At 41.3% G+C, this 12,131-nt stretch carries 14 protein-coding genes; 9 read left to right on the top strand and 5 right to left on the bottom strand.

Annotated features, from left to right (window positions below; translation table 11 throughout):
- Window positions 1–126: 126 nt before the first annotated feature.
- The 7 genes from ACC612_RS02590 (at window position 127) to ACC612_RS02560 (ending at window position 5,105) form a co-directional block, all read left to right on the top strand.
- On the top strand, window positions 127–1,599 hold the full coding sequence (locus ACC612_RS02590) for an NAD(P)H-hydrate dehydratase (protein WP_371852908.1): 1,473 nt from the start codon (window positions 127–129) through the stop codon (window positions 1,597–1,599).
- Between the two features lie 5 nt (window positions 1,600–1,604).
- Window positions 1,605–1,790 (top strand): hypothetical protein, encoded by a 186-nt coding sequence (locus ACC612_RS02585; RefSeq protein WP_371852907.1) that lies wholly within the window; start codon window positions 1,605–1,607, stop codon window positions 1,788–1,790.
- Window positions 1,791–1,806: 16 nt separating this feature from the next.
- Entirely contained in the window at window positions 1,807–2,286 is a 480-nt protein-coding gene (gene moaC / locus ACC612_RS02580) for a cyclic pyranopterin monophosphate synthase MoaC (RefSeq protein ID WP_371852906.1), read from the top strand.
- Window positions 2,287–2,356: 70 nt separating this feature from the next.
- On the top strand, window positions 2,357–3,205 hold the full coding sequence (locus ACC612_RS02575) for a ribose-phosphate diphosphokinase (protein WP_371852905.1): 849 nt from the start codon (window positions 2,357–2,359) through the stop codon (window positions 3,203–3,205).
- Window positions 3,206–3,231: 26 nt separating this feature from the next.
- Window positions 3,232–3,624: a hypothetical protein gene (locus ACC612_RS02570; protein WP_371852904.1), complete on the top strand. Its 393-nt coding sequence runs from the start codon at window positions 3,232–3,234 to the stop codon at window positions 3,622–3,624.
- Window positions 3,625–3,691: 67 nt separating this feature from the next.
- Window positions 3,692–4,333, top strand: coding sequence for an endonuclease III domain-containing protein (locus ACC612_RS02565; protein WP_371852903.1), 642 nt, complete (start codon window positions 3,692–3,694; stop codon window positions 4,331–4,333).
- Complete coding sequence (locus ACC612_RS02560; protein ID WP_371852902.1) at window positions 4,326–5,105, top strand: TPD domain-containing protein; 780 nt, start codon at window positions 4,326–4,328, stop codon at window positions 5,103–5,105. Before ACC612_RS02565 ends, ACC612_RS02560 begins: the two co-directional genes overlap by 8 nt.
- Here ACC612_RS02560 and ACC612_RS02555 read toward each other — a convergent pair.
- Both ACC612_RS02555 and mtaA read right to left on the bottom strand, forming a co-directional pair.
- Window positions 5,071–5,328, bottom strand: a complete 258-nt coding sequence (locus ACC612_RS02555; RefSeq protein ID WP_371852901.1) for a hypothetical protein — start codon at window positions 5,326–5,328, stop codon at window positions 5,071–5,073. The two genes, ACC612_RS02560 and ACC612_RS02555, sit on opposite strands and share 35 nt — an antisense overlap.
- A gap of 118 nt (window positions 5,329–5,446) precedes the next feature.
- A complete protein-coding gene (mtaA, locus tag ACC612_RS02550; RefSeq protein WP_371852900.1) occupies window positions 5,447–6,481 on the bottom strand; it encodes a methylcobamide:CoM methyltransferase MtaA in 1,035 nt (344 codons plus the stop codon).
- Window positions 6,482–6,676: 195 nt separating this feature from the next.
- On the opposite strand from mtaA, the gene lysS reads away from it, so the two are divergent.
- Window positions 6,677–8,269 (top strand): lysine--tRNA ligase, encoded by a 1,593-nt coding sequence (gene lysS, locus ACC612_RS02545; protein ID WP_371852899.1) that lies wholly within the window; start codon window positions 6,677–6,679, stop codon window positions 8,267–8,269.
- A gap of 2 nt (window positions 8,270–8,271) precedes the next feature.
- Entirely contained in the window at window positions 8,272–8,925 is a 654-nt protein-coding gene (locus ACC612_RS02540; protein WP_371852898.1) for a class I SAM-dependent methyltransferase, read from the top strand.
- Here ACC612_RS02540 and ACC612_RS02535 read toward each other — a convergent pair.
- The 3 genes from ACC612_RS02535 to ACC612_RS02525 are packed head-to-tail and all read right to left on the bottom strand — an operon-like array spanning window position 8,899 to window position 12,055.
- A complete protein-coding gene (locus tag ACC612_RS02535) occupies window positions 8,899–9,144 on the bottom strand; it encodes a pro-sigmaK processing inhibitor BofA family protein (protein ID WP_371852897.1) in 246 nt (81 codons plus the stop codon). The two genes, ACC612_RS02540 and ACC612_RS02535, sit on opposite strands and share 27 nt — an antisense overlap.
- A gap of 32 nt (window positions 9,145–9,176) precedes the next feature.
- Window positions 9,177–9,611 (bottom strand): nucleoside 2-deoxyribosyltransferase, encoded by a 435-nt coding sequence (locus tag ACC612_RS02530; RefSeq protein WP_371852896.1) that lies wholly within the window; start codon window positions 9,609–9,611, stop codon window positions 9,177–9,179.
- On the bottom strand, window positions 9,608–12,055 hold the full coding sequence (locus tag ACC612_RS02525) for a DUF3656 domain-containing protein (protein WP_371852895.1): 2,448 nt from the start codon (window positions 12,053–12,055) through the stop codon (window positions 9,608–9,610). The genes ACC612_RS02530 and ACC612_RS02525 overlap by 4 nt, the downstream gene beginning before the upstream one ends.
- Window positions 12,056–12,131 lie beyond the last annotated feature (76 nt).

The following is a 12,131-nucleotide window of genomic DNA, read 5'->3' as shown; positions in this document are numbered from 1 at the left end:
CTGGCGTTAATAGGACGACCTCCGTTTAAATCTCATCACAGCTAAACCATGATATTCTGTTAAATAATTGGATTCGAGAAATATCAATGAATAAATAGAATGCAAACAATGGATTAATAGGTAACTATGGATTCCATCACCTGGGAAGAAATGAAGGTTATTGATGCAAACTGTGCTCAGCTTGGACTTTTACCTATCCAGCTTATGGAAAACGCGGGTTCTTCAATTTCAAAGATTATAAGAGATCGCTTTTCGGGAGGGAGAATCCTCTTAATTGCGGGAAGAGGGAATAATGGAGGCGATGCTTTTGTAGCTGCACGCCACCTTTGCGAACACCCACAGTTCCAAGTCGATGTGATACTTTTAGGAAATGTAAGTTCCATCCGTACTGAAGAAGCAAAAAGGAACTTCCTGCTACTTCAATATTGCAAGATCAATAGTATAAAGCAAGTAACAGATTCTGGAGATGCGGTACTATCCGAAATGATCAGTAATGCTGATATTATAGTTGATGGCATACTTGGAACCGGGATAACCGGAAAAATTAGAGAACCTGAGGCTTCGGCAATAGACCTAATAAATATGTCCGGAAAGTACATAATAGCCATTGACCTACCTTCAGGAAATCAGGATAAAAAGACAAAACAAAGCAAATGCATTAAAGCAGACCTGACAATTACTTTCCATAAAATGAAAGAAGAACTTAGCACTTCTTCAGTATCCGATTATCTGGGAGAGGTAAGAGTTGAAGGCATAGGCGTTTGTTCTCATGCTGAAATTTTTACTGGCATAGGTAACCTTAAGAGCCTCAATCTTAGAACTCCTGATTCTCACAAAGGACAAGCTGGCAGAATACTCATTATCGGAGGAGGAGCTTATTCAGGAGCTCCCGCACTAGCAGCCCTTGCAACCCTTAGAACGGGGGCCGATATAGTAACAGTCGCAGCCCCATCAACTGTGGCCGATACCATTGCATCATTCTCTCCTAACCTTATTGTGCGCTGCCTATCGGAAAATAGATTATGTAGTGAAGATATACCCCTGATAACAAAACTTGTCGATGCACATGATGTTGTTGTTATGGGGATGGGGCTTGGGAATGATGAAGAGGTAGTTGAAACCGTAAGCAGAATAATCCCTCTTTGCAATAAACTGGTGCTTGATGCAGATGCATTGCCTGGGCTAGAAGAGGCTGAAAAGAAGTGTTCTGAAATAGTGATCACACCACATGCCAGAGAATTTGCCCGGATAAGGAAAAAGGAAACTTCGATTGATATAGAGAGGAGAATAGAGGAAGTGAGAACATATTCCAGGGAAAATAACCTGGTTACTCTTCTCAAAGGAAAGGTAGATGTCATTTCTGATGGGAGTAAAGTTATGCTTAACGCAACAGGTAATTCAGGAATGAGTGTTGGGGGCACCGGGGATGTGCTTGCAGGCATCACTGGCGCACTTTTAGCCACAAATCCACCAATGAAAGCCGCAGCTTGTGCGGCGTATATTAATGGAGCTGCAGGAGATCTTGCATTCAACGACAAAGGATATGGATTACTGGCTACGGATGTAATCAGTAAGATAACTGATGTAATGAGGGAGTGATCATCTTGACTAAAGAAGACAATAGAACGATCAGCGTTGATATTGAGAGGAAAAAAGTTAGAGTAATAATTAGCCACGCAAAAGATGAGGAAATAATCAAATTGACCATTGATGAAGCAAAGGACCTCATAGGGAAACTGGAAAACGCTATTGAAGACTACCAGCAAAGGCAAAACCTGCGTATAGATTGAGTTGATGGTGGTCCCATTGGAAAAAAAATTAACTCACCTGAAGGATGACAGAGCTGTAATGGTGGATGTAAGTGAGAAGGAAATCGTCGACAGACGTGCGATAGCATCTGGTGAGATATTACTTTCTGATTCAACTATTGAAAGGATTAAAAACGGTACTGTCGAAAAAGGAAATGTTTTGTCCACTGCCAGAACAGCCGCCATACTTGGAGTAAAAAGAACGCCGGAACTAGTACCAATGTGCCATCAGATACCCATTACAGGCGTAGACGTAAATTTTACATTTGAGAAGAATTCACTTGTTGCCAATGTAGAAGTCAGATCTCTTGGAAGAACAGGAGTGGAGATGGAAGCTCTTACTGGCGTATCTGTTGCACTGCTTACAGTATGGGACATGGTGAAATCTATAGAGAAGGATGACACAGGCAATTATCCCCACACATCCATACGGAACATAAGAGTGCTCGAAAAGGTAAAGGGAACCAAAACTAATTAACATAAGACATAGTAGAGTAGGAAAATCAGACTACAGAATACACAATGAACAATCTTACGAGGTACTCAAATTGAAAATAATAGGAGGTCCGTCATCACAGGCACTTGCTACCCGTGTGGCAAGGGAGATGAATATTGAACCAACTCTTTGCGAGTTCAACCGTTTTCCTGATGGGGAAGTTTATACGCGCATTATGGAAGAACCAATGGATGAAGTTACTATCATACAGAGCACTGCGACTGACTCTGACCTCATGGCACTGCTCCAGATGATAGATGCTTGTGAAGATGCACAGGTAGTAAACGTGGTTATCCCCTATATGGGATATGCGCGTCAGGATAGAAAATTCAAAAGTGGAGAGCCTATCAGTGCAAGGGCTGTAGCTCGAGCTATAACTGCAGACAGGGTATTTACCGTAAATATCCATAAACCAAGCATCTTGGATTACTTTAGTGCTGATGCTTTTGACCTGGATGCATCAGATATCCTTGGGAAATATATAGGCTCCCTTGATCTGAAAGACCCGTTGATAGTAGCACCTGACATAGGTGCAGTCAATCTTGCAGAAAACACTGCGAAGGGAGTTGGTATCCAGTTTGACCATCTTGAAAAGACAAGACTCTCTGGAGATACCGTTACTATCAAGACAAAAAACATGGACGTGCATGGAAGAGATGTTGTCCTAGTGGATGATATGATAGCAACCGGTGGCACAATGGCAGAATCCATAAAACTCCTCAAGAGTCAGGGAGCAAGAGATGTTTATCTTGCATGTGTACATCCTGTATTGGCAAAAAATGCAGTATTGCGTCTTTTTAATGCAGGCGTCTGTGACATTATAGCAACAGACACTCTTGAGAAAGCACAGAGTTCGGTGAGCGTTGCACCCCTCATTGCTGCTTCCATAAAAAATATATAAACAAAAGATTCCTATTGGTGATAGTTGTGGGACTTCCTGCAAAGTGCCCTTTGGATGAGAAATCAAGTTGCAAAGGAAAACAATGCCATCTATTTCACGTAGATTGGCGCACTGGAGAAGCAAATTGTATAATAGGATATGGAAGTTCCCGCAAAACAACAAGTTCTAGCAGAGTAATCCTGGATACGTATATAGAAAATACGAGGATCAAATTAGGAAAGGATATCTGCAATCCAGATACTACTGAAAAAGAAACAGAAACTGATTTTCAAAAAAACAAATCGGATGTGGAGTTCTATGAACGCTTCGAGAAGATAACAGTGAGTAACAAAAACACAACCGTTATCGAGTCACAATCGTCTCTGAAAGAAGCAGAAAAAAGCACAACCCACAACAAATTGAAGAAGGATAGAGCATAGAACAAGATGCCACACGTTTTTAGATTATTAAATTTTTGGAGATGATGAGCCCCTGTTACCTGCAGAAGTGGAAAAAAAGGACTTAGAAGAAATATTCACAATATTTCTGGAAGAATTTGGACCACAGGATTGGTGGCCTGCTCAAACACGCTTTGAAATGATAGTTGGTGCTTTTCTGATACAACAGACAAAATGGTGCAACGTTGAAAAGGCAATAGAAAATCTAAAACTGGCGGGAATGCTTGATCCACATTGCCTTTCAAAAGCAGATATTGAGTCATTAGAAGAAATGATAAAATGCTGCGGATTTTATAGACAGAAAGCCAGCAGGCTAAAAAGTGCAGCTCAGTTTTTGATTGAAAACGATATGGATAAACTTTTCGATTTGCCAGTGGAACAGTTACGTAATAAGTTACTAACCCTTAATGGCGTTGGCAATGAAACTGCAGATAGTATAATATTATATGCTGCTGAAAAACCTAAATTTGTGATTGATACATATACTACACGCATTATGGGCTGTATAGGACTGAAAGGTAATTATATGCAGCTGCAAAAAATATTTGAGACTACGCTGCCAGAGGATGTAGAATTATTCAAAGAGTATCATGCGCTTGTAGTCGAATATGGAAAATCATACTGCAGCAAAAAACACTGCAATGAATGCATTCTGATAAGCAGCCACAGGAAAGGGACAGTACATGGATAAAAGCAGATATGAAGAGATATATCATTCCCTGTGGGATATAACTGATGTTGGGCCTGTAGCGAAGAGGTTTGAGATACATCCAGGCATCGCTTACACCATACTGTCTCAGAAAACGGTAACTAGAGTGAAATTAAATTTTAGCAACTTGAAGAAAAGTGGACCTGAACAGCTAAAACAATGGAATAACGGAAAAACTATAGTTGAAATGGCTGTAACTTACAGAATGCCTGCCACATTGATAGCATCCCTGATTTTGAAAGAGCTGAATATACCTAAAAAGATCGCATTCAATTCTCCAGAAAGACTTCAAAGCAGACGTTTAAGTAAAGAAATCATAGAGGCACTTGAAATTGACCATTTCTTTTCTCCTCGCGCGCATAGTCTACAACTGGAAAAAGGAAAACTTGGAGAGGAAATAATCTCATTTTGGCTAAAGGCTCATAAAATAGATTTCCTGACCGAAGAGCAATTAAGAGAACAGAGCATGACTAAAACTCCGGATTTCTTGCTGCCTGAACCTATTACAGTGGATGGAAACGAAGTATCGTGGATAGAAAGTAAAGCGATGTTTGGTGATGAACAGGAACACAAATATTATATGAAAAAACAGTTCAGCCATTACGAGCAAATGTACGGTCATGGATTAGTGATCTATTGGTATGGGTTCCTGAATACCTTAGAAAGTAATGGACATGAAATAAAAGAGTATCAGTTCTTTGATCAATGCGAGAATAAAATTAAAGAGTTGATGAACTTTGGAGTTCACCTGTAAAAATTAGCACAGCCTGAGTAGCATTAGCATCTACTTCTTCATCTTCCGGGTTTTCACCCTCATCATAAAGAACCGGAGCAGATGCAATCGCGCCATGAGTCCCCAGCATTTCGATAAGAGAAGCAAGTTCTTTGCCTGCAGGGTCCCGCATCCGATACAACATAAATATGTCTTTCATGACTGAAAGGCTGTTCCTTTCTCCTTCGGGCGTGATACGAGTCATTGAAGAGAATGAGAATATACTACTAATTAACTCTTTCGATTCGTATCGATGCGAACATTTCACCTTATGCGAATTTAAGAACGGAGAACAGAAACATAAACTATGAAAAATAATCTGCTTATTGGATCTTTCCTTGATAGTATTCATCTCTTGCAGAAACAAATGCCTGTAAGTTGTCCAAAGAGGTGTGAGGCTCTATACCACAGCCTGGCGCAAGTATGTCTACTCCGTCTTCTATGCATTGCTTAGCTTCTTTTTTTATCTCGTTGGGTGACTGAGAAAGAAAAGTCATTGTGGGTGAAACATTGCCGATCAGGCATGCCCTGTCACCTATTATGTGCTTTGCATATCTAGCATTTACCTTTTCTTCAATGCTAAGCCCATTGAAGCCCGATACAGCCATCTGATCAAGTATTTCTGTGGCGTCTCCGCAGATATGCAACACTGACATTCCCTGTAATCTGGAAGTAAGCTTCCTGTACTGCGGAAGCACCATGGATTCAAACATTGGGACAGGAAAGAGATCAGGACCTGCTTCAGAATCAGATACGTTTACAGCATCCACTCCATGCTCAAAGAGATCATTTGAATACTCGATGCATACTTCTGTGCCGATTTCCATGAGTTCCTGCAAAGCATCGGGATGTTGGATACACCACATGAGGTAGTTATGTGCACCCGACAGATAAAAAGCAACTGCTGCCGGCCCGATCATACCAGCAATCAGAGGTACATCTTCTCCAACCTTCGTCCTTACGATCTCTGCTGCTTTTAGAACAGTGGATATTCTCTCACTTTCACAAAGGTTCTCTGGAATTTTTATGTTTTTTACATCCTTTACATCGACGCATGGGAAACTCAGCTGATACGGGTGAGTGTCAATGTTTCCCTCATCTATCTTACACCCCAAGGTTTGTGCAATTACAGTTGTACAAAAAGGAACCCTTACACCCTCCAGACCAGCCAGCCTATGACCAGCAATCGCCAGAGTAGCCATCTTGTCCGGATCATAGTGGGCCTGTGGCCATTTTGCTCCGGTGAGTTCCATCATTTGAATGGTTGCTGTCTGTGTAACTGAGCACACCGGTACTTTGTCTACATCCTTTCCTTTAAGGGCTCGGACAAAGCGTTCTTTAAGAGAAAGTGATTGCATGTTTATTACCCCAGGTTGTATAGAGTTTATGTCATAGAGGAATAAAAACCAACCAGTTAGATTAATATACACTAGATTTTAATAAAAATTAGATAAATGTGAAAACTCGTACTTACACATATTGTCACACCACAGCCCTAAAATAATAGTATATAATTTGATAAAGCATCATTATTATGAATTTGGTGAATTAATATGGCAGATATTACGCATTGGGCAGATGTCATGGCAGAGGAAATAATCGGGAGCGGAAAAAAGCACCTGGTTGCAACTGGCATCACTCCCTCAGGACACATACACATCGGGAACATGAGAGAAGTAGTTACAGCAGATGCAACATACCGCGCTCTGCTGGACCAGGGAGCAAATGCAGAGATAATATATGTTGCTGACACATACGACCCTCTGAGGAAAGTATATCCTTTCCTGGATGAAAGTTTTGCACCACATGTAGGAAAACCCATTTCAGAAATACCATGCCCATGCGGTGAATGTGCCAGTTATGCAGAGCATTTCCTCAAGCCTTTCTACACAGCTCTGGACCGCTTAGGCATCCATCCAAAAATATACCGTGCTGATGAGATGTACAAACAAGGAATGTATGTAGAGAGCATTAAGAAAGCACTTATTAATAGAGATAAGATAGCACATATTCTCCAGAAACATTCCGGAAAGGAGGTCACAGCAGACTGGAGTCCCTTTAATCCTATCTGTAAGAAATGTGCTCGGCTTACAACCACTAAAGTAACTGGCTTTGACATCAATGCAGAGACTGTGGATTACGTCTGCTCTTGTGGAGACTCTGGAACAGTGTCAATGCGAGGAGGAGGAAAACTCACTTGGCGTGTGGACTGGCCCGCCCGCTGGGGCGTGTTGGGTGTAACTGTTGAGCCTTTTGGAAAAGACCATGCTTCCAAAGGTGGATCCTACGATACAGGTAAAGCCATAAGTGAAGAGATATACGGATATAAAGCACCATATCCGGTAGTATATGAATGGATCATGCTGGGTACAAAAGGAGCAATGTCCTCCTCAAGCGGCGTAGTGGTATCAATATCTGAGATGTTGGAAGTGCTTCCACCAGAAATCCTTAGGTATCTCATAATAAGAACAAAACCAGAGAAACATATTCGCTTCGATCCATCCCTGCCTCTGCTGAATCTGGTAGATGAATTTGAAAAACTAAGCGCTGACACCGAAGAATCCAGCTATAACAGGAGACTTAAAGAACTATCACATGCCGCTGGCATCTGTCATACAGACATTCCATTCAGACACATGATCACTATTTATCAGGTGGCTCATGGGGATCTTGATAGAGTGATGAAGATAGTGGAAAGATCCGGGTACAGCACAAAGAATGAGAAATGTATCTTGGAGCTTGCAGAAAACGTTGGTAAATGGCTTGAGATGTATGCCCCCGACATGGTAAAGTTCAGCGTGAAAGAAGAGATCCCTGTACAGGCTGCAACACTGAACGATTTGCAGAGAGCTTTCCTTAAAGCATTGTCCGAGGAGATTGATGCTGCAAAGGAGCTAAGCGGAGAAGATTATCATAATTTGGTCTATTCTTCTAAAGAGAAAGGGTCCTCACTTAACACCAGGATGACCAAATTAATGGGAGTTTCCCCTGAGGAACTTGAAGTGAAGCCTACCGACATGTTCAAGGCCATTTATCTGGCAGTTTTGGGACAACAATCAGGTCCCAAAGCCGGATGGTTCCTTTCATCAATGGAAAAGGACTTCCTTGCAAAGAGATTCAGTGAAGCTGCAAGCTACAGACCATAGAATTGATCGAAAAAGAACATATTTTTGCATGGGAAAAGGAGTACAGACATCTACAATGGGGATGTGCTGGCTCTATATCCCACATAACAGAAAGACTTCCTAAAAGAAGCAGAATACTTGATGCTGGATGCGGATGTGGGAGACACCTCTTTCCACTTTCTTCCAACTATAGCACAACAGGTATAGACATTTCATTTGCAGCTTTAACTAGAGCAAGGGACTATCTGAAAAAACAGGGCCTGAAAGCCGATTATGCTACTGCAAGTCTTACCCATTTGCCTTTTAAGGAGGGAAATTTTGATGCTGTAATCTGCTTGGGAGTATTACAGCACCTGACCGAGCCGGGAAGAAAAGCTGCAGTCTCAGAAATAAGAAGAGTCTTGAAACATAAGGGACTGGTATTTTTTGAGGTCTTTGGTTTTCAGGACATGAGGTTTGGAGGAGAAGAGATAGAAGAACGCACTTTTGTGCGCCAGCATGGGATACTCTACCATTATTTTACTTCTGAGGAAATAAGAGCACTTTTTAATGGATTTGAATTCCTTGAACTTAAGGACAACATAATAGAAAAGAACTACAAGGGAAAGAAGCAAATACGGCACATGATAAGTGCCGTGATGCGTGTATCATCAGAAGAAGATACCCACATAGTGTAACAGGATCACAAGAATTGCCCCCACAACACCTGCAATCGCACAGGTAAGAATTACAACCCATGAATATGCTATATTCAGCCCTAGCACTGTGTTAGCAATTACAAGCACCAATAGGCCCATGATAGTATTGACAGCCATGTTTTTTACAGTTTTTAAGACGTGATAAAGCAGATACGCAATTACTATTGCTGCCAGAACAATTATTATTTCTGTTTCCATATTTATCAAGTGAATATTAATCTGACAAGTATTTAACCATTATCCACATATTTCTGACCCACATGCTGAAAAAAGCTTGCTAATATAATTTTAAGGTCTTCCATAGCAGAATACTGTTGTACAATTACTCTTGGATTTCCTTGAATCATAGCTGACACATTTGATCCCTCCTTGTAGAGGCATAACACTGGCATATTCCTTTGAAGAGCACTGCAGATCTCATAGCCAACACCTATGGAAGGAATAGTAACCTCTGCAATAAGGCATTCACTGTGTTCTAATAAGCTCATATCCCTTGCAAATATCTCCTGCTCTGTCATCAACGATTCTATATTTTCAAGTTCTGAATCAGCTACGTGCTCGCTAAGGACTTCATGACCCAGTGAAGCAATGAGTGTGCAAAGATATTGGTAAACGGACAACAATTCCCTCCCACCCCGGATAGAACCTGAAAAGAACACCTTCATAGCACACCTCTGAAATAATGGCCTTTAGTATATTTCTCTGATATATCCTTGCAAGTAAGGCCAGAAACCGATTCCTGAGAAATAAATTCCTCAATTCTTTGTTTATATGCGGCCACAACTACTCTCACTTTCTGTGCATCCATATGCCTTGCATCTATTCTCAATCTACGGACACCTGCATTTAAAAAGCTGGGAATTTCATCCAGCAGACATAATTCTCTGGAATTAAAAATGTGGGTTCTGCAATGTTCATCCATCAATAATGGAAATTCAAAGCCTTTTTCATCAACTATTGAAAAATCATTTGCTTTGCAAGGCATAGAACAAGCTTCACCTTTACCTCCAAGCAAACTTCCCACAATGCAATTTTCCATAACCATAAGTTGCGGGTTTCCATGAATTACACATTCAACATTCCCATAACTGCTCAAAAATGACACCTGTTCCAAGGTAAGCTCCGCAGATAAGGTAACCGCTTCAGAACCTGAATTCTGGAAAAATGAGACTGATCTATGATTGAAAATGTTGAGATGATGATCAACAATAAAATTGCAACCCACCTGTTGTACTGACCTGAGAACACCAAGGTTGGAAACAAGTACTCCATGAAAACCTACTTCCAATGCTTCCCGGATAAGCAATTGCAGTTCATTGATATCATTATCCCACACAATAGATGGTGTTGAGAGATAGATCATGCAGCCTTTTCCAAATGCAATGTCTCTTGCTTTCCCCAATTCAGTTTTGGTATGGACACGATAGTTTTCATCCCCATAATAAATAACATCTGCACCCTCGCTAGCTGCAGATGTCAAGCTATCCAGATTGCTCACACTGACAGTCAGCATAGGTTTCCCTGTTTTTATATTGTGCTGGGAAGGAAGTGAAAAAATAAAATGATCGAGTTTGCGTTTCCATTTCCTGGTTCTGATATCCCCTAGTTCCTGAACAGCAATATTGCGTATATTATTCAATTCCTTGATAGGAATGAAAATATCCTGACTCGAAGTGATCTCCACTGAAACAGGATGGAAAACAGTATTTCCAAGCTTTGTTAGCTGCTTTTCCATATCATCTCTGGTTGTAGGATTTTTGAGGGATGGCTGCACAACGTATTCAGAAACTATACTTGTTATGTTGCCATCGCTATCCTGTATTTCCAGTTCCAGCTGTTTACCTGTTATAGCCGTAAGATTAAGCCGCAATGGAACTTTGCGCACAGGTGTTTGAGAGGTGAAAGATCGTTCCATAGACTTTAGAAGTGAGACATCAGAAGTCCTGTATACTTGCATTCCTGCAGATACAGGATTGGAAAGAGGGATGTCGACTATCATATCTTTATCAGCAGAAGTGATTGGTCTGCCTTTGTAGAGCATTTTGGTCACGCTCTCGCCTGTATCCCCTCCTGAAAAACCTATTCCATCGCCAACATTAAGAGGACCTGACAATTTAAGGCTTACATAACCACCTCTCGATTGCCCCTTCACAGTGCCTACCAGAACCCCCCGATTATATGGTACACCGTGATCCATCAACTTGATGCGTGGTTTTCCTGAGAGATACGCATGCGTAAAACCTCTGTTAAAAAGCTGTTCAAGCGTCCTTAACTCTTCCTCAGGCACAAAATAAGCTGTTGGGCCTGCAGCATAACGGTCAAGAAGCCGCCTATAAATACCCACTACACCTGCCACATATTCGGGGCGTTTCATCCTTCCTTCTATTTTAAGGGATGAAACACCAGCTTCAATAAGAAGAGGAAGAATTTGAGATGTGTTCAAATCCTTTGGACTTAACAGGAAATTATCTTGAAGTTTTACTTCTTTTCCATTCTTCTTAAGAATATATTGTTTACGGCAAGGCTGAGCACAGTAGCCCCTATTGCCGCTTCTGCCCCCGATCAGGCTGCTAAACAGACATTGTCCGGAATAACAGATACATAGAGCACCATGAATAAACACCTCAAGCTCTGCTTGCGTGTTTTTGCGGATGGAATGAATAGCTTCAAGTGATAGTTCTCTTGCAAGGACGATCCTTTTTACACCCAGACCTTCAAGTAAACGTACACTATTACTGTTATGGACTGTCATCTGTGTACTTGCATGTACAGGAAGTCTGGGCAAGAACTCGCGTAAAAAGGAAATTAAGCCTACATCCTGCACTATTACAGCATCGGCACCGTATGCTGCAATATTCTGCAAAGTTTCGGCTGCCTCAGTAAACTCAGCATCTTTTATCAGAGTGTTCACTGTAATGTAGACCTTCACTCCTCTGAGATGAGCATAGTCTATAGCCTGTTCCAGTTCATCAAGAGAAAAATTAGAAGCGTATGCTCTGGCACTGAGCTTCTTAACTCCCAGGTATACTGCATCTGCACCATTTTCCACAGCAGCCTTAAGAGAGAGCATATCACCGGCAGGGGCCAGAAGTTCAGGAATATAGGACATGAAGGTTTGTGATGATGTCACAATATATAAATGATGGCCAGAAGGCTTTGAAGTTTCCGGCCAGTGTTCGGGAATA

The organism is Methanomethylovorans sp. (assembly GCF_041447285.1).
GTDB lineage: Archaea > Halobacteriota > Methanosarcinia > Methanosarcinales > Methanosarcinaceae > Methanomethylovorans.
The sequence above is the reverse complement of the archived record's forward strand: the minus strand, read 5'-3'. Positions and strand labels throughout refer to the sequence as shown.